24 protein-coding genes and 1 pseudogene are annotated in these 25,531 nt (G+C 45.9%); 13 read left to right on the top strand and 12 right to left on the bottom strand.

Annotation, left to right across the window (positions count from 1 at the left end; all coding sequences use genetic code 11):
- The first annotated feature begins 30 nt into the window (after window positions 1-30).
- From QUB56_RS00125 to QUB56_RS00105, 5 genes are all read left to right on the top strand, one after another.
- Window positions 31-1,416, top strand: coding sequence for a hypothetical protein (locus QUB56_RS00125; RefSeq protein ID WP_332952114.1), 1,386 nt, complete (start codon window positions 31-33; stop codon window positions 1,414-1,416).
- Between the two features lie 234 nt (window positions 1,417-1,650).
- The gene (locus QUB56_RS00120) at window positions 1,651-2,091 is read left to right on the top strand and encodes a helix-turn-helix domain-containing protein (RefSeq protein ID WP_332952113.1); all 441 of its coding nucleotides are present in this window, start codon (window positions 1,651-1,653) and stop codon (window positions 2,089-2,091) included.
- A gap of 88 nt (window positions 2,092-2,179) precedes the next feature.
- Window positions 2,180-2,560 carry a transposase gene (locus QUB56_RS00115; protein WP_332952112.1) on the top strand — a complete coding sequence of 127 codons (381 nt, stop codon included), beginning with the start codon at window positions 2,180-2,182 and terminating at the stop codon, window positions 2,558-2,560.
- A gap of 48 nt (window positions 2,561-2,608) precedes the next feature.
- Window positions 2,609-2,911 (top strand): hypothetical protein, encoded by a 303-nt coding sequence (locus tag QUB56_RS00110; RefSeq protein WP_332952111.1) that lies wholly within the window; start codon window positions 2,609-2,611, stop codon window positions 2,909-2,911.
- Window positions 2,912-2,975: 64 nt separating this feature from the next.
- Complete coding sequence (locus tag QUB56_RS00105; RefSeq protein WP_332952109.1) at window positions 2,976-3,269, top strand: hypothetical protein; 294 nt, start codon at window positions 2,976-2,978, stop codon at window positions 3,267-3,269.
- Between the two features lie 46 nt (window positions 3,270-3,315).
- On the opposite strand, the gene QUB56_RS00100 is transcribed toward QUB56_RS00105, so the two are convergent.
- Window positions 3,316-3,714, bottom strand: coding sequence for a DUF4342 domain-containing protein (locus QUB56_RS00100; RefSeq protein ID WP_332952107.1), 399 nt, complete (start codon window positions 3,712-3,714; stop codon window positions 3,316-3,318).
- Between the two features lie 702 nt (window positions 3,715-4,416).
- Here QUB56_RS00100 and QUB56_RS00095 point away from each other — a divergent pair.
- Together QUB56_RS00095 and QUB56_RS00090 are read left to right on the top strand one after the other, a co-directional pair.
- Entirely contained in the window at window positions 4,417-7,257 is a 2,841-nt protein-coding gene (locus QUB56_RS00095; protein WP_332952104.1) for an AAA-like domain-containing protein, read from the top strand.
- A 408-nt stretch (window positions 7,258-7,665) separates the two neighbouring features.
- Window positions 7,666-9,213 carry an ATP-binding protein gene (locus QUB56_RS00090; RefSeq protein WP_332952102.1) on the top strand — a complete coding sequence of 516 codons (1,548 nt, stop codon included), beginning with the start codon at window positions 7,666-7,668 and terminating at the stop codon, window positions 9,211-9,213.
- 190 nt (window positions 9,214-9,403) lie between these two features.
- On the opposite strand, the gene QUB56_RS00085 is transcribed toward QUB56_RS00090, so the two are convergent.
- The 4 genes from QUB56_RS00085 to QUB56_RS00070 all read right to left on the bottom strand — a co-directional run bounded on the left by QUB56_RS00085 (window position 9,404) and on the right by QUB56_RS00070 (window position 13,709).
- Window positions 9,404-9,790 carry a hypothetical protein gene (locus QUB56_RS00085; protein ID WP_332952100.1) on the bottom strand — a complete coding sequence of 129 codons (387 nt, stop codon included), beginning with the start codon at window positions 9,788-9,790 and terminating at the stop codon, window positions 9,404-9,406.
- Window positions 9,791-10,089: 299 nt separating this feature from the next.
- The gene (secF, locus tag QUB56_RS00080; protein ID WP_332952098.1) at window positions 10,090-11,058 is read right to left on the bottom strand and encodes a protein translocase subunit SecF; all 969 of its coding nucleotides are present in this window, start codon (window positions 11,056-11,058) and stop codon (window positions 10,090-10,092) included.
- A 167-nt stretch (window positions 11,059-11,225) separates the two neighbouring features.
- Entirely contained in the window at window positions 11,226-12,623 is a 1,398-nt protein-coding gene (gene secD / locus QUB56_RS00075; protein WP_332952096.1) for a protein translocase subunit SecD, read from the bottom strand.
- 102 nt (window positions 12,624-12,725) lie between these two features.
- On the bottom strand, window positions 12,726-13,709 hold the full coding sequence (locus QUB56_RS00070) for an alpha-ketoacid dehydrogenase subunit beta (RefSeq protein WP_332952094.1): 984 nt from the start codon (window positions 13,707-13,709) through the stop codon (window positions 12,726-12,728).
- Between the two features lie 193 nt (window positions 13,710-13,902).
- Between QUB56_RS00070 and QUB56_RS00065 the strand changes: the two genes are divergently transcribed.
- The gene (locus tag QUB56_RS00065; protein ID WP_332952092.1) at window positions 13,903-14,466 is read left to right on the top strand and encodes a Uma2 family endonuclease; all 564 of its coding nucleotides are present in this window, start codon (window positions 13,903-13,905) and stop codon (window positions 14,464-14,466) included.
- Window positions 14,467-14,705: 239 nt separating this feature from the next.
- Here QUB56_RS00065 and QUB56_RS00060 read toward each other — a convergent pair whose 3' ends face one another.
- Both QUB56_RS00060 and QUB56_RS00055 read right to left on the bottom strand, forming a co-directional pair.
- Window positions 14,706-15,059, bottom strand: a complete 354-nt coding sequence (locus tag QUB56_RS00060; RefSeq protein ID WP_332952090.1) for a hypothetical protein — start codon at window positions 15,057-15,059, stop codon at window positions 14,706-14,708.
- On the bottom strand, window positions 15,060-16,427 hold the full coding sequence (locus QUB56_RS00055; protein WP_332952088.1) for an NACHT domain-containing protein: 1,368 nt from the start codon (window positions 16,425-16,427) through the stop codon (window positions 15,060-15,062). It lies immediately after the preceding gene.
- 244 nt (window positions 16,428-16,671) lie between these two features.
- Between QUB56_RS00055 and QUB56_RS00050 the strand changes: the two genes are divergently transcribed.
- Window positions 16,672-17,514: an SH3 domain-containing protein gene (locus QUB56_RS00050; protein WP_332952087.1), complete on the top strand. Its 843-nt coding sequence runs from the start codon at window positions 16,672-16,674 to the stop codon at window positions 17,512-17,514.
- A 67-nt stretch (window positions 17,515-17,581) separates the two neighbouring features.
- Here the strand turns inward: QUB56_RS00050 and QUB56_RS00045 are convergent, their stop codons facing one another.
- The gene (locus tag QUB56_RS00045) at window positions 17,582-18,307 is read right to left on the bottom strand and encodes a M15 family metallopeptidase (protein ID WP_332952085.1); all 726 of its coding nucleotides are present in this window, start codon (window positions 18,305-18,307) and stop codon (window positions 17,582-17,584) included.
- Between the two features lie 297 nt (window positions 18,308-18,604).
- Window positions 18,605-19,900, bottom strand: a complete 1,296-nt coding sequence (gene purB / locus QUB56_RS00040) for an adenylosuccinate lyase (RefSeq protein ID WP_332952083.1) — start codon at window positions 19,898-19,900, stop codon at window positions 18,605-18,607.
- 1 nt (window position 19,901) lies between these two features.
- Here purB and QUB56_RS00035 point away from each other — a divergent pair, with 1 nt between their 5' ends.
- Both QUB56_RS00035 and QUB56_RS00030 read left to right on the top strand, forming a co-directional pair.
- Window positions 19,902-20,297, top strand: a complete 396-nt coding sequence (locus QUB56_RS00035) for a helix-turn-helix transcriptional regulator (RefSeq protein ID WP_332952080.1) — start codon at window positions 19,902-19,904, stop codon at window positions 20,295-20,297.
- Window positions 20,294-21,025 (top strand): restriction endonuclease, encoded by a 732-nt coding sequence (locus QUB56_RS00030; RefSeq protein ID WP_332952079.1) that lies wholly within the window; start codon window positions 20,294-20,296, stop codon window positions 21,023-21,025. The genes QUB56_RS00035 and QUB56_RS00030 overlap by 4 nt, the downstream gene beginning before the upstream one ends.
- Here QUB56_RS00030 and QUB56_RS00025 read toward each other — a convergent pair.
- The gene (locus tag QUB56_RS00025; RefSeq protein WP_332952077.1) at window positions 21,009-22,181 is read right to left on the bottom strand and encodes a DNA cytosine methyltransferase; all 1,173 of its coding nucleotides are present in this window, start codon (window positions 22,179-22,181) and stop codon (window positions 21,009-21,011) included. The genes QUB56_RS00030 and QUB56_RS00025 overlap by 17 nt on opposite strands.
- 410 nt (window positions 22,182-22,591) lie before the next feature.
- Between QUB56_RS00025 and QUB56_RS00020 the strand changes: the two genes are divergently transcribed.
- Both QUB56_RS00020 and QUB56_RS00015 read left to right on the top strand, forming a co-directional pair.
- Window positions 22,592-23,038 (top strand): helix-turn-helix domain-containing protein, encoded by a 447-nt coding sequence (locus QUB56_RS00020; RefSeq protein WP_332952075.1) that lies wholly within the window; start codon window positions 22,592-22,594, stop codon window positions 23,036-23,038.
- A 19-nt stretch (window positions 23,039-23,057) separates the two neighbouring features.
- A complete protein-coding gene (locus QUB56_RS00015) occupies window positions 23,058-23,657 on the top strand; it encodes a PIN domain-containing protein (RefSeq protein WP_332952073.1) in 600 nt (199 codons plus the stop codon).
- 22 nt (window positions 23,658-23,679) lie between these two features.
- On the opposite strand, the gene QUB56_RS00010 is transcribed toward QUB56_RS00015, so the two are convergent.
- Both QUB56_RS00010 and QUB56_RS00005 read right to left on the bottom strand, forming a co-directional pair.
- Window positions 23,680-25,209: a YifB family Mg chelatase-like AAA ATPase gene (locus QUB56_RS00010; RefSeq protein ID WP_332952071.1), complete on the bottom strand. Its 1,530-nt coding sequence runs from the start codon at window positions 25,207-25,209 to the stop codon at window positions 23,680-23,682.
- Between the two features lie 58 nt (window positions 25,210-25,267).
- Window positions 25,268-25,531: pseudogene (locus QUB56_RS00005) on the bottom strand (hypothetical protein); the annotation flags it as partial.

Here is a 25,531-nt window from a genome sequence, read left to right as displayed (position 1 = left end):
ACAATCAGGGACTGCACTGGAGGTGCGTAAATGGAGCTTTTCGTAGAACAAAAACGGTGCTTGGATTGCTTGGTAAGCTCGATCGAGCAATTGGGAGGTCGAGTAGACCTTCCAAAGCTGGAGCAGATAGCTGAGCTAATCATTCAAACGATGAGAGGGCCTTGGCGCTACTTTCACACGTCGGAACACATTTTTGAGGTCGGGGGGTCGGTCGATCCGATCGAGGTGCTGGCTGCGCTGTTTCACGACCTCGTGTACGTGCAAGTCGATCAGGGGGTAAGTTTCAATATTAGCAGCGCCCTTTCTCCTTTTGTCAAAGAGGTGCGATCGCAGTTAGTGATTAGAGATGAAACCGAACTGCCCGACGATCCCATGTATCAGCTCGTGGCCTCAGTATTTGGGTTTATTCCCGGCAAGGCTCTGTCTCCCTTTGCCGGCCAAAACGAATTTTTGAGTGGCGTTATTGCTGCCAAATCTTTGGAGCCTTTTTTGCCAGCTAGTACGATCGCCGAAATTGTCGCTTGCATCGAAGCTACTATTCCTTTTCGTCCGGCTTCGCCCAGGGGTTTGAGTGCGATCGAACTTTTGCACCAGCGTTTGGTAAGTGCGAATCGCGATTTTAACTTCGGATGGAGCGATGCCCAAACCATAGAAATTGTCAAGCGAGCGGTCAGGTTAGCAAATCGAGATGTAGAGAATTTTGCCTCTCCGAATTCCTCTAATTTCTTAGACAATACCTGGAACTTGATGCCCGAAACAAACCACGAATTGACCAATGTCAATTCCTATACTGTTGGTGGATATCGCAGGTCTCTGCAAAAAATGGAAGGATTTTTGAACTTCCTAAAACCCGAACTGGTTTTCCAGCAGTTTATGCAAGAGCCGGACGATGAAGCCTACGCTAACCTGATTGCCAGAACTCGAAAAAATATTGCAGTTGCTAAACTTTATCTGGGCATCAAGCTAATTACCATCGCCCTTTTAGAAGCTCTTTCCTACCGTTTGGGGCGCGATATCCCGCTTTCAACTATGATGGGAGAATTGCGCGCACCAGGATTTCCAACATCGGTTTTGGAGGATTACTTGCCCAACAAACAAATCGCCTACCCATTAGAAAGTCAGTTGCAAAGAGAAGTGTTAGATCTGCTAGAAATAGGACGCAATCAAGAATCGCCCTATGATATTAAAAACTCCCCGGTTTCTACGTTTATTATCAAATCTATCGGCTTTGCTGAAACAGAAAACTTTTTGAAGAGAGCTCACGAGTTTTTTGCAGGTCATATTTCGTCGGAAGAGTTTCTCTCTTACTGCGATCCCGATGTAATCGACACCATCACCTCCGGGGTGATGAAACTCTTTGACAGCAGGAAGAGGGCTTTAGGGAAAGTTAAATTAGCTCACCCAACTCTTTCTTAGGATAGGTTGGCACAATCTTAAAACGCTCTCGCTCCCATAACCTAATTATGTAAGGTGCAACCTAAGCACCTTACAAACAAGTGGACTGAAAGCGGAAAGCGAGCGCATATTTAGATAGCAGATGCAAGCGACACGGGCGGTTGAAACCGCCTTGAATTTTTCTTTATTCTTAATATTTTTTCACAAAACGAATGCAATATATCCTGTAATATAAACATTAGGAGGTGAGAAGAAATGTTCTTGAGTTACAAGTACAAATTACGTCCCAATAATCAACAAGTAGCCAATTTTTTGGACTGGCTAAATATGCTGAGAGCTACCTATAATTGGTGCTTGCGAGAAAGGATTGATGGATGGCATCAACAGTTCTTGATGGGGAACTTTTGTGACTTAAAAACAACGATAGAAGTTACGCCTTTGACCTGTAGCTTGGTAAAAGGTACTCAAGTTGAAAACCCCTGGAAAACAGGATTCGGGAAAGCCAAAAAAGAAGATGAAAAAGATAAGTCACCCAAACGATCTGCATCATTGATGCAAGATGCAAATTTGACAAGCTTGAAAGCTAGCAGACCTTGGTACCAAAAGATTGATGCTGCTGTTTTACAATCAATCCCCGCGAGGGTTAACGAAGCTTTTAATAATTTTTTCATGCGGTGCAGGGTTCCCCCGGTTTAAACGCCGTCACGACTTTAAATCCTTTAGCGAAAAGCCAGGTCACGTAAAAATCAAGGGAAGCAAAATCTATTTACCCAAGATTGGCTGGATGAGGTTCTACAACTCACGTTCAATCCCCGAAGGTTTTCAAGTCAAAACTGTCACAGTTCGACAGAAGGCTGACGGCTGGTTTGTTTCGGTCAGAATCGAAGATAAAACAGTACCAGGCTTCCCAGTAATTCCAGACAGTGAAATTACCTCCATCACCGGATGTGACATGGGGCTGACGAAACTGGTTTATCTATCCAACGGTAGCGCAATTGATAACCCACGCTTCGCCATCAATAAAAAGACTAAGCGCCTGGTGAAAATCAGGCAGCGGAGAGTCAGCCGCAAACAAAAAGGAAGTAAGAATCGCCACAAAGCTCAATCAAGAGTGACGGTTTTACAGAATAAGATACAGCAAAAGCGCGAGGCTCATCAGTGGTAGGTTGCCAATAAAATTGTCCGTAAATCTGATGCTGTCGCCGTAGAAGACTTGCCAATTAAAAATATGATGAAGCGGTGCAAACCGGTTGCTTCTGAAACCGGGCGATTCTTGCCCAATGGTCAGGCAGCAAAACGTGGTTTAAATCGTTCCATTGCTGACGCCTGTTGGTATGCGTTAACCCAAAAACTTGAATATGTGGCTGCAAAGTCAGGCAAGAAACTATACAGAGTTGACCGAGAATTTCAAAGGTGGTACCCGCCACGTGATTTATCCGTGGAATCAATCCCAAATCGCTTTTCGAAAATCCTCAAGAAAGAGCATTTATCTCGCGCAAGTCAATCTAAAATCTAAAATCTAAAATCTAAAATCGATTGACCCTCGGCATACCAGTCAGACTTGCAGTAAGTGTCGGCACGTGGATCAAGAGAGTCGCAACGGTGAAAAGTTTATTTGTACCAATTGCGGACATATCGACGATGCTAATTTACAAGCTGCAAGGAATGTACGGAAAAAGGCAATAGAAACCTATGGTTTGACTATTGCCAAAAGATTGAAAAAGGTACGGCGGGACTCGTCGAAACCTGTGCAATTGAGTCCTTTTGAGACTGAATTGCATGAACGCTTGTCAGACAACACGCTGCCATCAAAAGGCTCTCCGGCGTGTGGGCAAGAACCCAGAGAGCCTTCAGTTGTTGCTCTGGGATGTTAAGGAAGTAATTTCTTAAGAATCGAGCGCGTTTTTAGACCTGAGAGTTTCAATCGGTTCTTTCAATGATGATGGTCATGTGAGCGACTAATGCACCGATCGCTCCTACTGCTGCAATGACTGGAAACAACGCCGCACCGATCACTCCGCCGACTACTCCCACCGTCAGAGGAAGTTCTACCAAGATCCGTCCCTCTTCATTTTTGATAATGATGCGGCGGATATTGCCTTCGTGAATCAGTTCTTTAACTTTAGCAACCAAATCGTCGCCGTTAATTTTCAACTCCTCAACGCTAACTTTTTGCTGATTATAAGCAGGGGTTTCTAAAGGAGTCGTTTCAAAATTAACCTCACTAACTTTGTCGGCAGCTATTTTTTCAGATACAGGTATAGATTCTAGTTCTCTTGTCCCGACTGGTTCTTGTAGGCGCTCTGTAGGTGTGTCCATTTTTTGTTCTCCTTTTAGGTAAAAGTATTTTTGTATATAATTATATTGAAACATAACACGCAACTTTTTGTCAATCAATCATTCTTTTGGGTGATATTGCTGATGCTGTCGTGCTTTTCTCTGTTCATCTTTGACAATCAAGCAATTGGGTCCGGGGCACCCGCATTTATCCGTGGAGCGATAAAAAAGCTCCCAGTCCTCTTCACTTGCCTCCGGATTTATCAGTAGGGTCAAATCTAAAATTTAAAATCTAAAATTTAAAATCTAAAATCTAAAATCGATTGACGGCAAGACCCTAAAAGCCGTCCTCCGCGGGCGTTAGCTGCCGACTCCCATTGTGCCGCCCCTTTAACTGTCTGCTTCTAGTGCCTCGCACCGCCCCACCGTTGAAAAACATCCAATCCAGACAGCCAAAGGATCAGAGCGACATTCACACTGTCACAGACTCAGGCTCAACAGGTGTACAGGTAGAAATACTGACATCATACTGAAAGTGCGATCGTCGGGGCGTTTATACAGTTAGCACATCTACCTGGGCAAATCGCACATGGAAACCGTCGCTTATTGTCCTCAAATATCATTTGAATTTAGCGAGAGTGCGATCGCCCGAAGCGTTTGCAGGCCCCCCGAGGTTCCTCAAATCAACATCAAGCAGAGTTTCTAATGACAAATGCCTAAAATCAAAGGGAAGGAGAAGTAATAATGAGCGAAATATTATCGCCACCAAACCAAGTTCCTCAAATTGAAGTGGAGGTTGGGGAAAAGTCGGGTAAAATAGAATTATTTCCTTCTGCATCTCCTTTATTCTCCTTGTACGATTTGCCAGCGACAGAATTTGAATATCAAGTTGGGGGCAGTTTACCGGCGAATGCTCCTACCTACGTCACCAGAGCAGCCGATCGCGAACTTTACGACTCGTTAAAAGCCAGCGAATTTTGCTACGTGCTCACCGGGCGGCAAATGGGAAAATCGAGTCTGCGGGTGCAAACAGCGCGCCGCTTGCAAGCAGAAAACACGGCCTGCGGGATTGTTGACATCACAGGAATTGGGACTGCCCAAATAACTCCCGTGCATTGGTATGCCGGTTTTACAGCCACTCTCGCCAACAGCTTTAAAATTAAGATGAATGTCAGGACTTGGTGGCGCGATCGAGAACACTTGCCGCCAGTCGTCAGATTAAATGAATTTATCGAACAGGTATTGCTTCCTTCGACCGATCGCAATATCGTTATTTTTATCGATGAAATTGACAGCATTCTCTCCCTCAACTTCTGCTGCGACGACTTTTTTGCAATGTTGCGCGGCTGCTACAACAAACGCGCCGAAAATCCCGAATATAACCGCCTGACTTTTGCCTTATTTGGAGTCGCGACTCCTCAAAATTTAATCTCTGACAAAACCCGAACTCCGTTTAATATAGGTCGCGCCATTGAACTCAAAGGATTTGAGCTTGCAGAAGCCACACCTTTAGCTCAAGGATGGAGCGAAACCAGAGAAAATTCCCTAGAAATTCTCAAAGAAATATTAGCCTGGACGGGAGGACAGCCCTTTCTCACTCACAAGATTTGTCAATTAACTGCTCAGAAATTAGCAGCCGAAACCAGCAGCGACTGCAATCGCTCCGCCAACAGTCAATTATTCATTGCCGAATTAGTGCAGTTGAGCACATTGGAAAACTGGGAATTTCAAGACGAACCCGAACACCTAAAAACAATTCGCGATCGCCTCTTGAGAAATCCCCAGCGCACCGGCCGTTTGCTGGGACTTTACCAACAAATTTTAGCCAACGTGACTCTCCCGAACCAGACAGAAAAACCAGCAGGAGAGTTAAGCTATCTTAGCCCCCCGGCCGGGGAGTTAGCTTCGGAATCTGAAGACAGTGCCGAAAAAATGGAACTGTTACTCTCTGGTTTAATCGTCAAAGATCAAGGAAAACTGAGAGTTTACAACCCTATTTACGCCTCTGTTTTTAACCGAGAATGGATACAGCAAGAATTAGCAAAGCGCAGGCCTTACTCCGAGTCGATCGTCGCTTGGGAAGCATCCAACCATAGCGACACTTCCCGCTTGCTGCAAGGCCGAGCTCTTGCAGAAGCGTTAACCTGGGCAGCAGACAAAAGTTTGGGCGATCGCGATTATCAATTTCTATCAGCTAGCCAAGAATTAGAAAATCGGGAAGTTCAAAGAGCATTGGAACTAGAAAAAGCAGCCTCACAAATATTTGCAGAGGCAAATTTAGTATTGACTCAAGCTCAGCAAAAAGCCAAGCGAACAGTCCAATTAAGTTTGTTCGGACTAGGTGCAATTTCCGCAATCTCTGCTAGCGTCGTATGGCACGCAGAGCGAGTTGCCACTCGTGCTGACACTCAAAAAAAACAAGCGATAATTACCCAAATTGAAGCCCTCAAATCCACCGCCGATATTTCCCTAAGCTACGACCAGCTAGGAGCTTTAATCGCAGCAGTCAGCGCGGCAAAAAAAATGCGAGAAATAGAAGTTTCCCCAGGGCTAAAAGCACAGACAGTAAATATACTGCACCAAACGCTAAATGCAGTCCGAGAACGCAATCGTTTGCCTAACGGACACACGGCTAGTTTCAGCCCGGATGGCAAGTTAATTGGGAGTGCGGGTGACAACTTTACTGTTAAAGTTTTTCAGCGAAACGGCAAACAGTTTTTGAGTTTGCCCGGACACAGCAATTCAATTACTGAAGTGGTTTTTAGTCCAGACAGTCAGTTAATTGCTTCTACAAGTTTTGACAATACTGCCAGAATTTGGCGTAGGGACGGAACTTTACTGCAAATTTTGAAAGGACACCGAGATTTAGTTTGGAGCGCGAGTTTTAGCCCAAATTCCCAACTAATTGCTACTGCCAGTTCAGATAAAACTATTAAGATTTGGAGTACAGGGGGCGTTTTGCTGCAAACTTTAAAAGAACATACTAGACCAGTTACATCAGTCAGGTTCAGTCCCGACGGCAATATGTTGGCTTCCACCAGTCAGGATCGAAGTGTCAAACTTTGGAAACGCAGCGGGGAAACACAGTTTCGACTTGAGAAAACTCTTTTAGGACACAAAGATGAAGTGTGGGGCTGCAATTTCTCCCCAGACGGCCAGATGATTGCCTCTGCCAGCCACGATTGGAAGGTGAAACTTTGGAACACCCGCGGCAAGTTGCTCAAAACTCTAGACGATTCTACAGCAGGTTTGGGTAGTGTCAGTTGGAGCGCCGATAGCAAGATGCTCTCCGGAGGCAGTATGGACGGTAACGTGAGACTTTGGCGCGCTGATGGCACTTTGCTGCAAACTTTTAGGGCACATCAAGCCGATGTGTGGAGTGTGAGTTTTAGTCCCGATCGCACAACTTTAGCATCTGCCGGGAAAGATTCGTCGGTGAAGCTTTGGAGTCTCGATGCTGCTAAAGTAGAAGCTGCAGAAGTTGACCAATTGCTCGCAATCGGCTGTCGCTGGCTTGGAGACTACCTGCAATACAATCCCCGGGTTGAGAGCGATCGGCATTTGTGCGAAAAAACTGACAATTGAGATATATTGGCAATTGCCCGAAACCGGTTTTGCCTGAATTCTAAAAGTTGGCGATCGGCTGCCGATTTGTCGCTAGTCTTGTTTTATTGTAATATAATTTTACGCAAGGGGTAATAGCAAATGTACTGTCACAGGTGGCAGAGGTCTATCCATCGGCAGCAAATTAATGTCATCAAACATTAAAAATAGTTAGGAATGCTACATTCGGATTAGTAGAATCTTGGATAGATAAAAATTACTACACAGTCAGGTTTTACAGGGGTATCTGCTATTAAATTCATCTAACCTGCAATATAATTTCGGTTGAGACCAGCACGATTTAAGGCAAAAAAAATCCTGCTGAATTAACTGGATTCGAGCGAGCACAGGGGAGTTGATGACCAAGTTATAAAAAGAGTAGAAAATGCCGTGCAAATAGTACGCAATATTCCAGCCGCCAACCGCTACTGCCAATTACCAAAGGAGGGTGCAGTGTATGAAAATGACGGGTTGAGTCCCCTGAAATCGCCACTTGGTTTGCGATCGACTCTACAGGAATTAACCCTCTACGATTTTTTCCTAGAGTCTGAGTGTCCGGGGGACGAAGTTGCTAAAATTTTTCAGGCAAACCCTTTACTTCCCGGGATCATCATCACTCAGCAAGGAAAATTTACAGGGATGATTTCGCGGCGGCGTTTTTTTGAGCACATGAGCCGCCCCTACAGCTTGGAGTTATTTTCTCAACAGCCTTTGTTGATACTCTACCACTTTACTAAAACTGAGATGTTAGTTCTCGATCGCAAAACCTCAATTATGACGGCAGTGCGGCAGTCTTTGGAGCGGTCGCCCGAACTAATCCACGAACCCATTGTCGTGCAGGTTGAACCGGATCGTTACCAACTTTTAGACGTGCACGAACTGCTACTTTCTCAGTTGCAAATTCACGAGTTAGCAACCGTGGCGATGCGGGAATCGCAAGCACAATTGAGGCATCAAGCTCAACAGCTAGAACTTGCCCTGCTGGAACTTCAGCGCACTCAAACTCAACTAATTCAAACAGAGAAAATGTCTTCTTTGGGGCAGTTAGTAGCAGGAGTAGCTCACGAAATTAACAATCCTATCGGCTTTATATACAGCAATGTGCACCACGCTAAAGAGTACACTCAAGGCTTAATTCGGATGCTCGACATCTACCGACAGTACTGTCCCGAATCCATCGCAGCAATTGAAGCGGAATCAGCAAAACTCGAACTCGATTATTTGCTGGAAGACTTGCCGAGAGTGTTAAATTCCATGCAGCAAGGTGCAGAAAGAGTGCGCGACATCGTTTTGTCACTGCGGAATTTTTGCAGGTTAGACGAAGCTCAAATGAAGCAGGTCAACATTCACGACGGTATCAACAACACGATTATGCTTTTGCAAAGCCAGCTTAAAGGGAAACCCGGCTCCGAGGCGATCGCAATTCACAAAGAATACAGCGACTTGCCGCTGGTGCAGTGCTATCCAGGACAGCTCAATCAGGTATTTATGAATATTTTACTTAATGCCATTTACGCTCTTGGTGAGTCGAACAAACACGAAAATGTCGAGAAAACAAGCCAGAAAAAGTCCCAAGCGGGCGACCAAAAAGAGTCCTGTACAAATACTAACTCATCAATTTCTAACTCTACCCGCCTGATTCCTGCCATTCGGATTCGCACGGAGTTAAGTGAGAGAAAAAAGGTAATAATTAAGATTTCTGACAACGGCCCTGGCATGACAGAAGATGTTCGGAAGCGGTTGTTTGACCCTTTCTTTACTACTAAGCCGGTCGGCCAAGGAACCGGTTTGGGACTCTCGATTTGCTATGAAATTATTGTGAACCAACACGGTGGCGAATTGAAGTGCTTTTCGGAACTCGGAAAAGGAGCAGAATTTGCGATCGAGATTCCCCTTCAACAGTCTCCCACAGCACAGATTTTACCTCGCTTTGCGTGATACAGCACAAGGAAGTTGGGTAACGAGGAATGTAGGAGATTTAACGGATTTAAAAGAATTACCATCTACGCAGCGGTGGCCAGAAACTGGGTTTTTTCACCCTTATATTTGGTTGCAGCCCGCACACGGGTTCCAAAAACCCGGTTTCTTAGGTTGGAGTGCGTGCGCGACTGAAGAATAAAGCCCATCGCTACTGCGAACCTTTGCAAACCCACTTCCACAAAGGATGACTCGGCCCCTGCTGGCGAATGCGGCGCACTTGTTGTTCCAAACCCTGTTTTTCCCGCAGGGGCAATCCTCGCACCATATTGCGACTTTGCCAAGTTACCACTGCTAAAGTCATCCCCAAGCACAAACCCAAACCGAGAGTCGGCCAGCGATGAAAAGATAAACCGTAGCGCACCGCCGCCCAAGTGAAGTGTTCTAACCACAAAGCGATTTCGCGGCGCAAACCCCAAATGCTCAAAGAACCGACGCTAATCCACAGAAATATAACAGTTAACCAGCGGCCGTAAACTGTTAGTTTGTGAAGCCTTTGGACTTCTATTTTAAAATTTCCGTCGCTTTCATTAGTCATTAGTTATTAGTCATTAGTCATTAGTTATTAGTCATTAGTCACCGGTCATATCAAATCCGACTTAAATACCCGCTTTATTTCTTAGTCTGCTTGGAGTGGACGAAAGTTTTACTTTTAAGCGATTTCAAGAGCCAAATCATAAAGGGGGGAACCAACCCGGATCTAGTATCATGTCGTTGTTACTAGCCTCGGAATCATAATTTTTAGATTGCAGAAAATCTGAGGACTTTAGTCCTCACTACAAGCACCTTTATTACGGTTAATTGACCCGACATGATATGACTGATGAGCAATGACAATTAAACTTCCTCTGACGAGTTGATGGCTTCTACGGGGACAGCAAGGGAGTTGCCCGTGCGACTGCGCCACCAAGCCAGCAGCGTGCTGGCAATGAAAATACTCGAATACGCACCCGCAATAAAGCCGACAATCAATGCTAAAGCAAAGTTTTTGAGGGTTTCGCCGCCAAACAAAAAGATTGAAAACAATGTCAGCAGCGTTGTCATCGTCGTGTTAATTGACCTTCCCAGTGTCTGTATGACAGCATCATCGACAATTTGATCGATCGACTGTCCCGGATTTAGCTTGATTACTTCGCGCACGCGATCGTAAATTACCACCGTATCGTTAACAGAAAAACCGATAATTGTCAAGAGCGCGACCACAAATAAACTGTCAACTTCTACTCCTTGAACTAAACCCAAAATTGAGAAAATGCCAACCGTAATCAACACGTCGTGGAAGAGAGCCACAAAAGCAAAAAAGGCATAATCCAACTGAAATCGGAACGTTAGATAAACAGTAATGCCAGCAAAAGAAAGCAACAAAGCCAGCAAACCAGAAGTAAACAACTGTTTGCCGAGGGTAGGCCCAACCGTATCGATTTGAATAGATTGAGGAGCAAAAGCGCCTATTTTCTCGCTCAATGCTGATTGCAACTTAGTCCGCTGTTCCACATCCAAAGTTTTCGTGCGCAGCGACAAACCTCGCTGTTCTTTGCCGATAACTTGAATGCTGCTGCCGCCCAAACCTTGGGCATCCAGGATTTGGCGGACAGCGGCAATATCGATGGGTTTACAATTTTCCGGTTTCGTGCAATCGAGTTCAAATTGCAGCCGAGTGCCGCCGATAAAGTCCAAACTCGGCCGCAGCGGTGCGCGGATGTCGGGACGAGTCCAAGAAATCGCCATCGACACTATACCTGCAAGGATTATAGCGGCGGAAATACTCCACCAGAGCGATCGCTGTTTGATTACACTGAATTTCATAATTTGAAGGAAGAGGGAAGAAGGAAGAAGGAAGAAGGAAGAGGTCCGAGGGAATAAGTCCGAGGGAAGAAGAAAGAAAAATTTCTCAATGTAGGGTGCGCATTGCGAACCTTACCTACTGCGCACCTTACCTAGTCTGTCAACAGTTAACAGTCAACAGTCAACAGTTAACTATTAGCAGTTTTCGACAAATCGGGACAGAACCACTGAGGTTTCCGCAATGCTGGAAAGCTCAATACTACAAACAGTAGAGTACGGCTGCAAGTGAGCGCAGTAAACATACTCACTCCCACCCCCAATGCCAGAGTTACAGCAAACCCTTTAACTAAACCAGCGCCCAACCAGAACAAAGCAGCACAAGCAATAACTGTTGTAACGTTACCGTCTAAAATGCTGGAAAAAGCGCGGTAAAAACCCGATTCGACCGATCGATAAAGCGATTTCCCCGCCCGCAACTCTTCCCGCGTGCGCTCAAAAATCAGCACGTTAGCATCCACAGCCATCCCGATGCTGAGCACGAAACCAGCAATTCCCGGCAGCGTTAATGTCACGCCCAAAAGCACGAAAGCTGCCCAAGTTAACAGAGCATAAATTAACAGAGCAATATTGGCAATTATGCCGGGGAGTCGATAGTAGGCAACCATGAAAATCAAGACTAAAACTAAGCCGCCGATACCTGCGTTAATACTGCTTTGAATGCTGTCTTTACCCAAGCTAGCGCCGATCGTGCGGTTTTCTACAATTTCGACAGGCACCGGCAAAGCGCCGCCCCGCAATTGCACTGCCAAATCGTTGGCTTCTTGCGTTGTAAAGTTGCCTTGAATTACGGCACTCCCACCAGTAATTCCTGTCTCGGCAAATTCAACGCCGACGACTGGAGAACTGATCATTCTTTCGTCTAGGAAAATACCGATACTGCGTCCGGTGCCGGCTAAATTTTTAGTGAGTTGGGCAAATAGTTCGCCTCCTTGGGTATCGAAACGGAGAGCAACGTTCCAGTTTTTCCCAGCCGCCAAGGGTTGAGGTTGAGCGTCTTTGAGGTTTTCGCCACCGAGTCCGCTGCTTTTGAATAGTTTGGCGATCGCCTCATTGCTTCTTTTCAAAGCAGCCTGATTTTCTTTAATTGCTGCCTCATTGTTGCTAGTTTTCAATTCTGCTTGTTTGGCGAGTAATTCCTGCTGCAACTGCCTTTCAATGGCTAATTGTGTTTCTGTTCCGGGCAGTTGTTCCTGAAATTCTAGCTTGGCCGTGCCGCCCAAAACTCGTTCTGCTTGCTGCGGGTCATTTACTCCGGGCAACTGCACGAGAATTTGGTCTTCTCCTACTGTTTGGACTAATGCTTCGGAAACGCCCAAACCGTTGACGCGGTTTTCGACAATCCGCCGCACCGCTTCTAACATTCCCTGATCAATTTTGGGAATTGTGGGGGTAGTTTTTACCTGAATTGTGAGTTGCGACCCTCCTTGCAAGTCTAATCCCAGCCGCGTCGGAATTGTTACTATTACAGTAATGGCGGCGATGATTAGAACCAAAATTAGGGCTAATATGGAACGTTGTTTTTGCATATTTAATTATTAGTCATTAGTCAGTTGGCAGTTGGCAGATTTTAGTCAACAGTCAACAGTCAACAGTCAACAGTCAACCAATGACTACTGACTAATTACTATTTATACTCGCAAAGCTACCATTTTTTGGACTGCTTCGACAATTTGAGTGGGCTGAACAATTGTCAGTCGTTCCAAATTGCCGTTGTAAGGTGTGGGAATATCTTGTGAAGACAGGCGTAAAACCGGTGCGTCGAGTTCGTCAAAAAATCGATCGCTGATTGAGGCAATTAGTTCGGCACCGATGCCTCCTGTTTTCATGCACTCCTCTACAATAATTACTTTGTGAGTTTTGCGAATGGATGCGCCAATTGTCTCCATGTCCAGGGGTTTGAGAGAAATTAGGTCGATTACTTCTGGATCGTAACCTTCTTTCACCAGCGCGGGCACGGCTTGCATGACGTGGTGCCGCATCCTCGAATATGTCACGATTGTGACATCTTTGCCCTCGCGCACAATTTCTGCTTTGTCCAGCGGCACTAAATATTCTGTTTCTGGCAAATTTTCTTTGAGGTTGTAAAGAAGGACGTGCTCGAAAAACAGAACGGGGTTATCGTCGCGGATGGCTGATTTTAAGAGTCCTTTGGCGTTGTAGGGAGTCGAACAGGCGACTATTTTCAAACCCGGTACTGCTTGGAAATATGCTTCTAGGCGCTGGGAGTGTTCCGCGCCGAGTTGCCGGCCCACGCCGCCTGGCCCGCGAATTACCATTGGCATTTTGAAGTTGCCGCCGGATGTGTAGCGCAGCATTCCGGCGTTGTTGGAAATTTGGTTGAAGGCCAGCAGCAAAAAGCCCATGTTCATGCCTTCGATGACCGGCCGCAGTCCCGTCATTGCTGCGCCTACTGCCATACCCGTAAAGCTATTTTCGGCGATCGGGGTGTCGAGCACTCTAAGTTCGCCGTATTTGTTGTAGAGGTCTTTGGTGACTTTATAGGAACCGCCGTATTGACCTACGTCTTCGCCGAGTACGAATACGGCGGAGTCGCGGGCCATTTCTTCGTCTAACGCCTCGCGGAGGGCGTTGAACAATAAGGTTTCTGCCATAGTAGGTGAAGCAATGATTGCAGGAGGGTCAGATTAGAATCTTAACCTTTTGGGGGTGTGGATGAGGAGGCGATCGCAAATTTGACAGTTAAGACTTGAGATTTTGCCAACATCTATCATAACATTTGTATTCTGTCAATTTATTTTTAAGTTAAAATAATACTAACTTGCCTGCCCACAGCAGAGGAATATTATGCTCCAGACAAAAACTGAACTAACTCTGGAAGAGTTTCTCACTCTTGGCGAAGGAGAAGGCGATATTACCTACGAACTTATTGACGAGCAAGCAGTACCGAAGATGTCACCTAAAAAATTTCATTCTCGCCTCGCCCGAAGCCTAATAAAACTCCTCGAACAGTGGGGTGAGGAACGCGGAGAAATTGGTGTAGAATGGGCGGTTAGATTAACCAGACTGGGGCGAGACTGGGTACCAGTACCAGACCTTTTATATGTTTCTTACGAACGCTTATCTCCTGACTGGAATCAAGATGAAGCCTGTCCTGTAATCCCAGAATTAGTCATAGAAATTATTTCAGCCGAACCAACTTTCGGTCAGTTAGCTGCCAAAGCGAGAGATTATTTAGATGCTCAGGTATTGCGGGTTTGGGTAGTAGATAGCAAGGCTAGAAGCATTACAGTTTTTTACCCCGATGCAGCACCGCAGACTTATAGGGGAGATACCATATTAAAAGATCCACTTTTTGATGGATTAGAATTTACGGCGTCACAGCTATTTCAAATGGCAAAAATACCCTAAACTTTTTTGGGATGAGTGTGTGTGAGTTTACAAGCTATTCCATTGTTCAAGAGTAATTTGCCTTTCTATAATCTCCTCGGCCTCTCGAATCATCATCCGTAGCTGAGGGACAGAATACTCATCATTAGAGGGAATCGTTAAGCGATACTCCTGGTAAATCCTAAACTGGTGCTTACTTCCAGAAAAAGGACACGAAAAGCCTAGCTGTTGTAATTAATTTCTGGATGAACTCTCGACGCTTACAAGCTGTCCAACGGCTCAAGGCTAGGCTCATGATTTAAATCAATATTGTCAATGACGGGCATTCGATGTCGCAATTTCAACCCTAGCAAAATCCAGTCTTCCAAAGTTGAGCGCAACTCATTTTGACACTCTTTTAAAGTTGAACCAAAGGCGATGACTCCCTTGCAAACAGGAATTTTTCCAACAAAGCTACGATCTTCAAGTTTGTCATACATAGCCTCAGCCATCGCTTTGTCAACGTATTCGCTCAGAATGAATTTTACAGTCATTGAGTTTCCTTTTGCTTGTCGAATATTGGAATCTCCTTCACAGTTACATCCATTATATTTGTTTTTGTAAAGTTCCGGCATTTAGATTTCCGAAAAATGTTTTTGCAATAAATCGTGAATAAATCGATAGCGCCGATCGCCCGTTTTTTGCAGCAACAAGCGATCGCCCGCAGCATCGAGAAAACGCCTGTAATCCCAAGGAATGTAGCCCTTCGACCACAGCACGAGGTGCAATATAAACCTTTCAATCCCCGGAATTCCCGGCAACAAAGCACTAATTACCGCAGCAACAGCACCGGCAATTAATCCCCAAATCGACCCGGAGACTAGGGTGGCAATTAATCCCAAAATCACCCAAATCAGCCCGCCAACCAGCTTAACTCCCAACTGATACTTGCGCCGTTCCTCGTCTGTTTGCAGCCAGCTAGACGGTATGCGATCGAGGTAAAATTCTTGAAGTCCTTGCTGTTCCATCCTTCTGGCCAGCCATCCCAGCCAGTGGCGAATTTGTTCTGGCCTCCGTTCCTTACCTCTGGGATACTGCTTGACTTCCCGGGTCATTTGGTGGCGAATATAGGCAGTTAACAGATATTTGCGCTGTTCTTCTGCAGAAGTTATGCGCTTCCAAGATTCGATTAAAATATCTTCATAAGCCAGAGTCATCATGCTCAAAAGCAAGGGAACTTTTGCCAATTTCAACAACTCCGGCTCGCGCTCAATGCTGTACCAAAGTTCGCGGCTTCGGGCTTCTAGCAGATAATTTTGAATTTGAGTTTCTGTTAAAGGTTTCAATAAAACCGCTGCTTGCAGGCGAAATCTAGTATCGCAGTTTTTGTAAACTTCAAAACTGCTGCAAGCTACTAAATGTTTGGGTTTCAATTCACTTTCAACAAAGTGATTGATTGCTTGAATGCAGATATTTTGGCGGTGGGTTTCTACTTCGTCCAAGCCGTCGAGGAGAGGCAGCAATTTTTGTTCGGCAAGCCATTTTTTGCCGACAGCAGGAGAGATGCGGTATTTGAACTGAAGTTGAGCAATTAACCAATCTGCGATCGCCCCGGATTCTGCTTTCCACGATCCGAGTTCAAACAGCACTGGTACTGGCAAACTAGCATCTTTTTGGGCGCGAGAAACTAACACCCGAGCTAATTCTAGCAGGGTCGTAGTTTTGCCGGAACCAGTCGCTCCCAAAATTACCAATTTGCCGCCGCTGCGATCGAACACTTTAGCAACGCTTGCTTTGGGAGGAAGCCGAAAACTCGGACGGTTGCCGGCTTTCACTTCCACATCCCAACAGCGGTTAACACCCATTGGCGGCGAGTCTTGGGTGAGGTTAGCCAGCACAGCAGCGTGCAAAGACTGCGCGAGGCCTGCTTGGACTTCCTGCTTCACCTCCTCCAACAATCGATCGCGGGGCGGTTGTAATCTCAGAGGAATGAATCTTGACATTTTAGTTACCTCGCGCTGAACGCTTACCTTGCCAGATTTGCGCGAAATTGATCCAGAGCAAGATTACCATCAGTACAGGCGTCCAGTATATATTGGCTCAAATTATTGCGGCAATTATCCAGGTAAAATTTTATATAAAAATCCTGACCCAGCCGATCGCACTAGGTATTTCCACTATAAATTAACTGGCGAGCGCCCCAAATCCCAAACAAAAATTATTAGTATAAATATAAAGAGGTCAATTATGCCATTTACTTCTAACCAAATCATCATCACAGGCTTAGCAGGAGTGGCAACAGCGGTGGGAGTTGCTGTTGCAACTATACAGTCGGGTGCGATGAAACAATCCAATCCTCCCCTTGCAGAATCGCCGGCATCCACCAAAAACCAGATTGCAGCGGTGGCGGCCAACAACCCCCAATCTGGGCAATCAGAACCTCTGCAAGGATCAACCCAGCCTGCAGAATCTCCCCCATCTCAATCTCAACCAGCCAAAACCCCAGCAGTTCAACCCTCGCTAGTTGCAGAAGTCTCTGGGCCAACAGTTGGGCCAGTAGTTGTCACACCGCCAACTTCGGGTTGCAAAATCACGCAGGCTGTAGTCAGCGATCCGAATCCACCCCTAAATGTGCGATCGAGCCCGGAACTAAGGGACAGCAAAATAGTAGGAAAACTTAATAATAATACCTTTGTTTCCGTCGCCGAAGAACAAAACGGTTGGTTGCGAATTACCGATCCGCCGGGTTGGATTGCCAAAAACCGCACCGAAAGCAGTTGTTCTAACGTCAACCAGCAGATTAATTTTCTACCGGGAGGAGATGAGGCGATCGTCAAAGGTCGAATTATCGGCGGCGGCAGTCATGCTTACATAATTCGCGCCGCTAAGGGTCAAACTATGACTGTTAGGACTCGGAAAGATGTTTTCCCGCAAATTATAGCTCCCGGTGGCGAACTTTTAGCAGGAAATCCTTATGAAGGCAATGAAACAGAGTGGACTGGAAAAGTGCCAGTAACTGGCAATTACACATTACAATTAGACTCAAATTTCCGGGGGTACGAATACGAATTTTCGGTAAAATTGCGATAATTTTTCTAATCTGTGTAGGGACAGGGCAGTGCCTACCCGGAGCTGCGACTTTTAATAAATAGTAGAATTAAGGAATCGCCCCAAGCGACACATCCAGAATCGCAAACTTCTGCCAATCTTCCGAATCAAAGTGCCACCATTCTGTGCTGATGCCGATAAATCCCTGTTTTTTCATCGCATCCTTAAGCACTTGACGATTTTTCCGAGATTCCGCGCTGCCGCCTTGATAATCTGCGTGAGCTTTTTCGGTAAAATCATCGTAAGGTGTTGGCATTTCTAATTCTTTGCCGGTGCGATCGACTAAAGTCAAATCAATAGCAGCACCGCGATTGTGCCGCGAACCCCTAGCAGGATTAGCAACATAGCGCGGATCTGGCATAACTTCCCACATTTGCTTTGTCACAGAGAAAGGTCTGTAGCAATCGTAAACTTTCAAACCCAATCCAATTTTTTCCAAATCTGTTTGAACTAGCGCTAACTTTTGAGCAACAGAACTTCTCAAGGCGCATTTCGATATAGGGTAAAGTTTTCGTTTCAAGAAATTGTTAGTAGTGGCGTATCGGATATCGAGGCGAATGTTGCGATTTACGGTGCGGATGTCAACCAGTCGCGCCCAACTGGGAAGTTGACTCATGAAAATACTGTCAGGTAGTATTGGGTTGGTTTCTGGTTGGGTAATTTGCACTTGTGGCGGCTCCTGGGCGCGAAGATATGTTGTATAATTCAGTGTGGTTGTAGATAATAATACGAGGATGAATACAATTAGATATCTGGTCAATCGACTAATTTTCATAACTCTGTTAATTTGAGGTTTTATATGGGTCTTCACTATTCATATCTTCGGGGATTTTCGCGTTTTTCGTCTTGTCTGCCAGCCCGCCAGACCGACAAGGGTTGAAACCCCTGTCTCATAGCTAAAGTCCTCTGAAGAGGACTGAAATATTTCTCTAAAAATTTTATTTTATGAGTCTTTCAGTCGGTTTTAACCGACTTTAGCTATGAGACGGGGGTTTTAACCCCCGGCGGACTGTGGGACAAGCGCGAGAATGATAAATCACTTCTCGAACTAATTTTAAATTGTTAATTATCCTCAAATTCCCAAGCGCTGATACACTAAATCTAAGTGCCTCAATTGATACTGCGGATCGAAACAATCATCAATCTCTTTGGTCGTCATCTTAGCTGTTACCCGATCGTCCTTAGCAATTAAATTGTAGAAATTGCCGCCCGGTTTGTTCCAAGCTTCGTGAGCACAAGATTGCACAATTTTGTAGGCGTCTTCGCGACTGGTGCCTTTTTCTACTAAGGCTAACATCACGCGCTGGCTGAAGATGACTCCGCCGTAAAGGTTCATGTTGCGCTTCATGTTTTCGGGATAGACTAGCAGGTGTTTTACTAAGTCTATGGTTTCTACTAACATGAAGTGAGTTACTGTAGAACTGTCGGGCAAAATCATCCGTTCTACGGAACTGTGAGAGATGTCTCGTTCGTGCCAAAGTGCAACGTTTTCTAAGGCTGCGACGGCGTTGGCGCGGACGATTCTGGCCATCCCTGTGAGTCTTTCCGATCGAATCGGGTTGCGTTTGTGGGGCATGGCGGATGAGCCTTTTTGCCCTTTGGAAAAGAATTCTTCGACTTCGAGAACGTCGGTGCGTTGCAGGTTGCGGATTTCTACTGCAAAACGCTCGATCGATGCTGCTAAGAGTGCTAAGGTTTGGACGTATTCGGCGTGTCGATCGCGCGAAATGACTTGAGTGGATGCGGTATCGGGTTCGAGTCCCAGGTTTTGACAGGCGATCGCTTCAATTCGCGGGTCAATATTAGCATAGGTTCCGACTGCGCCGGAGATTTTGCCGACTGCTATGGACGATCGCAAATTCACCAATCGCGCGCGGTTGCGAAAGACTTCTGCCAGCCATCCTGCTAGTTTAAAGCCAAAGGTGATGGGTTCGGCGTGAATTCCGTGCGATCGGCCAACCATGACGGTATTGCGATGCTGTTGAGCCTGATAGCGAATAGCTTGACTCAATTCTTCGACACGTTCTAACAAGATATTGACGCTGGCGACTAATTGCAGCGCCAAAGCAGTATCGAGCACGTCGGAACTGGTTAAGCCGAGGTGAATGTAGCGGCCGGCATCGCCTACATATTCGTTGACATTTGTCAAGAAGGCGATCATGTCGTGGCGGACTTCCGCTTCAATTTCGAGGACTCGTTTGGGGTCAAAATTAGCCTTTGCTTTGATTTCTTCGACTGCGGCGGCGGGGATGTAGCCGAGTTCGGCTTGAGCTTCGCACACAGCGATTTCTACTTGCAGCCAGCTTTTAAGCTTGGCGGTTTCAGTCCAGATGTTGCCCATTTCGGGCAAGGTGTAGCGCTCTATCACGGTGGGAGTTGGGGAATGCGATCGTCCTATTGTACCTCTGCCAGGCCTCCGTCTTCAGTCGGGATGGGGAATTTGGGGCGATGGGGCGATCGAGATATGTGACACATCGTCCGTAGACCGATCGTCCGCAGAGACTGAGAATTGGCAGATGAGTCGATCGAAACAGAAAATTCTGTGTGCTTTAGGTCATCTCGTAAAGCAACGCAGGACAGCGTTGGGAATTTCGCAAGAGGAGCTGGGAATGCGGGCTAATTTAGACCGCACCTATATATCTGGAGTCGAACGCGGAGTCAGAAATCCGTCCATCACTGCAATTGCAAGTCTAGCTAGCGGCTTGGACACCACAGTTTCCAATCTTCTCGAAAATCTAGAAATAGAAGCGGAAAATATAGAGTGAGCAATCAAGATTTAGCAGGAACAATTAAAGCTCAATTAAAACAAGACTCAACTCAATTCAAAGTCTTTAATCTCCTCTCAGACCAAAAATGGCACTGTCGGGAGTGCGAAGGCAAACAGATAGCATCAGCTCAATATGCTGGCGGTGGCGGAATTCAGGGATTGCAGCGCGGAACAAGGAAGCGCCCCGGTCTGGTTATTGTAACAGAAAAGAGATACTGTCAAACTTGTCAGGCAACACGATTGGGCGATTTGTGGACAGGAGAAATTAAATCAGCAAATTCTGCTGCTAACATACCCGCTTCTCTGATAAACAGAATTCTCGAAGTTTACTTTTATACAGATGTAATCGAACAGAGAAAACGAGCAGCTCATGAGCTAGTAATTGACCATAGATTCCCAATGGAGCGTTGGGGAGATAATGAGCCACCCCACCTGGCATCTATGAGCGAATCTGAAATCAAGGCAAAGTTTCAGTTGCTCAAAAAAGATGCTTCAGGCAATCACAATCTTCTAAAATCTCGAAGTTGCGAACGCTGCATCAAAACAGGGAAAAGAGGCACACCTTTCGGAATCAAGTTTTGGTATGAAAGAGGCGAAGACTGGCCTTCCATACATCAGCGCGGCGCTGAAGCTGAGGAAGGCTGCACAGGATGCGGCTGGTATGATTTTGAAACTTGGCGAAATGCTCTCAATCAAAAACTAGCTGAATCTATTCGGGAGGTTTAACAGTAACTAAGCTAGGCTTGTTAAGCGCAATATCAGTCAAGTATGGAATAAGTGCAAAACCGATACACTCTGCTAATCGCGGCGGCACGGCATTTCCAATTTGCCACATTGCCTTTTTCATTGAACCTTCAAAAATAAATGAATCCGGGAAAGTTTGCAATCTAGCCATTTCGCGAGCTGAAATAACGCGATTGAGATAAGGATGAATATGAGTGCCACCGTGATTTTCTTTAACAGTCATGCTCGGTTTTCCCGGATACTGTCGCTTGAAAGCATCGGCGTAGCTTTCATACAAAGAACCGCCTGGTGGAACTTTAGCAAGTCTTTCCATGTACTGAACAGAATGACGAGTCCATTCGTGGTTAATTTCCGGTATGGGAGTATACTCGGGTAAATCATCAATTGCTGACTCAATCGCTTTGTATTGTTCCGGCAACAATTGCGGCTTGGGATAGGGATTTTGCATCCCAAATCTATTGGCAATAAAAATGGCTCGCGGCCGGATTTGCGGGACTCCATAGGTTGCGGATTCCAGAACAGCAACGGACATATGGGGATAGCCAATTTCCTGAAAAGCCTCGCAAATGGCTTGCTTAACAGCTCCTTTTTGTATAGTCAATATTCCGGGTACATTTTCCATGACAACATACCAAGGACGTATTTCAGAGACAACGCGGACAAACTCTCTAAATAAGCGATTTCGAGGGTCGTTGGGGTCGCGTTTTCCTGCAACTGAGAAGCCTTGACACGGCGGCCCGCCTACAACAACATGAACTTCTGGCGAACCAATTTCAGCGAGCAACTTTTGGGGATTTAAGTTTTTTATATCGTCGCACAAGTGATGGCAATCGGGAAAGTTTTTTGTATGAGTTGCCGAGGCGATGGGATTAATTTCAACGCTTGCTACTGGTCGAAAACCTGCTTGCAATAAACCTTGGGTCATGCCGCCCGCACCGCAAAAAAGATCGACAAATGTATAGTCGGATTTTGGCAGTGACTGAGATTCAACATCAAGGAATATCTTGTAGGGGTCGCAGTCATTTGCTTCTAGTTCGCGTTGGATGCGTTCGTAACGCCCTAATTTTGCTTTCTTCTGCTTTTTGGCAGGAATTAATTCTTTTTCGTTTGAGAACAAAGACAGTTGTATTGCTTCCATTTTATATTTTTTTACTGCGTTCTATCTGATGTTGCCCACTTGGGGGATGGTGTAGGGCTCGATCGCGCTTGGAGTCGGGGAGTGCGATCGTCCTATTGTACATCTGTGAGGCATCCGTCTTGAGTCGGGATGGGGAATTTCGGGCGATCGGGTAAAAGTAGGTTATAAGGGGTTAAAAGGGCGATCGGGGCCAAAGGGGTTAAAGAGGGTTAAAGGGGCCAAAAGTGTTATCGTGAAAAAAACAACCGAGTATGTGCCGGAGACTTACACGCGGGTAGCCAGAAACCCGGTATTTCACGAAAATACATCGTTGCAGCCCGCAGATTCGGGAAAAAACCCGGTTTCGAGGAGTCGGAGTGCGTCCAGGACTGCATAAATCAGACAAAAACACATCAAAAGAGAGACTTGGTATGTTGAAGCAAAAAGAGTCGTCAGAGTCAGTTTTGATTCCAGAACAAGAAACCGAAGCAATAGCGCAATTAGAGCCGATTCTCAGCCTCGAATCTTCACAACTAAGATTAGTGGCAAGTAACGGAGAAGAAATTGTTATTCCCGAATCAGTTTACAGTTTACTCGGTCAAGTTGTGCGCGCAATGGCATCAGGTCAGGTTATCTCCATAGTGCCTCACAATCGGGAACTGACAACACAGCAAGCTGCGGATATCCTGAATGTATCGCGACCATTTCTAGTCAAATTACTGGAAAACGGAGAAATTCCCTATATCAAGGTTGGTTCGCATCGTCGCATACTTTTCCAAGACTTAATGGTTTATAAGGAACAGCGGAAAGTCAAACGCCGCAAACTCTTGGATCAGCTAATCGAGATGACTGAGGAAGCTGGCTTGTACGAGGAATAGGACTAATTTTATCTCTAATATGACTAAACTTAGTGCGGTACTTGATGCTTGTGTCCTGTACCCGATGTATTTGCGGGATACTCTGCTTTCCAGTGCTGACGAAGGTTTATATTTACCATATTGGTCTCAGAAAATCTTAGATGAGGCAATAGGAAACCTTATCAGTGGAGGAAAACTTTCGCACAAGAAAGCAGAGAATCTTGAAGAGACAATCAAATTAGCTTTTCCTGAAGCAATGGTTGAAGTACCTGTCGGACTAGAGGAAGCAATGACAAATGACCCTAAAGACCGTCATGTTCTTGCCGCAGCAGTTACGGCTCAGGCTGATGTCATCGTTACCAATAATATCAAGGATTTCAGAGAAAACGATCTAGCTCCTTGGAACATTAAAGCACAGTCGCCAGATGAGTTTCTGAGCGATCTATTTGACGACTACCCGGACTCAATACTTGAGTTATTACAGCAACAGTCTCAAAAATACAAAAATCCCCCCAAGAATTTTGCTGAATTAATGATTTTTTTGAGTGAAAAAGCAGGCACACCAAAATTTGCCAGTAATGTTCTGTTATACGAACAGAAATTACGCAGGGACTCTATTAATACAGTAGATTCTAACTGATTACTAGATTAAGTCGTATTTTCTACTGCATCCGATCGATCGTCCGATACTGAACCGCCTCCGCCACATGATTCGTTTTCAAGCTTTCATCCCCCGACAAATCAGCAATAGTTCTAGCAACCTTCAAAATGCGATCGCTAGCCCTCGCCGACAGCCCCAACTTCCGAATCGCCATCTCCAATAAATTCCGAGAAGCCTCATCCAACTGACACCATTTGTTAATGTGACTGCTTTGCATCTCCGCATTACACCGCAAACTAGATTCCGACTGAAAACGGCGAGTAGCGAGCTCTCGCGCCCGCTGCACCCTCACCCGCACCGGTTCCGACTCCTCCCCAGTCGGCTGTCGCGTAATTTCCTCGGGTTTCAAACGATTAACAGCCACTTGCAAATCAATCCGATCCATCAAAGGCCCCGAAAGTTTTGCCCAATATTGCTCCCTCTTTTGCGGCGAACAAGTACAGGGTTGGATCGAATCGCCGTAATAACCGCAAGCGCAAGGATTCGTACTTGCAACTAAAGTGAATTGCGCCGGAAACATCACCGATTGTCTAGTTCGAGAAATCGTCACATAACCATCTTCCAGCGGTTGCCGCAAAAACTCCAAAACATCTCTTTTAAACTCAGTTAATTCATCCAGAAAAAGTATGCCCCTATGTGCTAAAGAAATTTCACCCGGACGCGGAAAACTGCCGCCACCTACCAAAGAAGGCCCCGATGCCGAATGGTGAGGACTGCGAAAAGGCCGATCGCCCACCAAGCTTCCCTTATCCTTCAACAACCCAGCCACCGAATGAATTTGAGTCACATCCAAAGCTTCATCAAAAGTCAGCGGCGGCAAAATACCCGGCAAACGCCTCGCCAACATAGTCTTACCGCTCCCTGGCGGCCCCACAAAAATTAAATTGTGTCCCCCCGCCGCCGCAATTTCCAAAGCCCGCCGCGCGTGAATTTGCCCCTTTACATCCTTTAAATCTAAACCCGAAAACCGCGTTTTTGCCAACTCTTCTCTACCGTTTACTTCTACAGGCGAATAAACTTCAGGATTGTTCAAAAAATCAGTAACAGCAAAAATATTCTCAAAACCATAAACAGATATTCCGTGCACCAAAGCCGCTTCCTGCGCGTTAGCAGCCGGTACAACCAACCCCGAAATACCCATTTTTTGAGCAGCAGCCGCGATCGGCAAAACCCCAGCCACAGCCCGCAAACTTCCATCTAAAGAAAGTTCCCCTAAAAACAAATAATCTCCCAAAAGTTCACCGCTGACTTGCTCCGATGCTGCTAAAATGCCAATGGCGATCGGCAAATCAAAACTCGGCCCCTCCTTCCGCAAATCCGCCGGAGTCAAATTAATCACAATACTCCGCATCGGAAAAGCATATCCCGAATTTTTCAGCGTAGCCCTAACCCTTTCCTTAGCTTCTTGCACCGCAGAATCTGGCAATCCCACAACCACAATTTTCGGTAGCCCCCCCGACACATCAGCCTCAACACCAACCTTTACCGCGTCAATTCCAACGATCGATGCACTCCACACCCTAGCAAGCATTTTTCTTAATCCTTAATTTGCCTGTCCCTGATTCATCATCTATTATGATTAACAATGACTAATGAATATCGGAAGAGGCAAGAAAAACTTTTCCTTGCCTCTTCTTTTTCTCCTCTTCCCTCTCTCCTGCTGGGCCTTCCCTCTTCCCTCCTCCCCTTCTGGCTTCCCACTTGGGCCTTCCCTCTTCCCACTTCCCCTTCTGGCTTCCCACTTGGGCCTTCCCTCTTCCCACTTCCCACTTGGGTCTTCTTCCTTCTTCCTTCTTCCTTCTTCCTTCTTCCTTCTTCCTTCTTCCTTCTTCCTTCTTCCTTCTTCCTTCTTC

It is taken from the genome of Microcoleus sp. AR_TQ3_B6, assembly GCF_036702785.1.
In the GTDB taxonomy this organism is placed as follows: Bacteria; Cyanobacteriota; Cyanobacteriia; order Cyanobacteriales; family Microcoleaceae; genus Microcoleus.
Note: the sequence above shows the minus strand (reverse complement) of the source record. Positions and strands in the feature narration are given on the sequence as shown.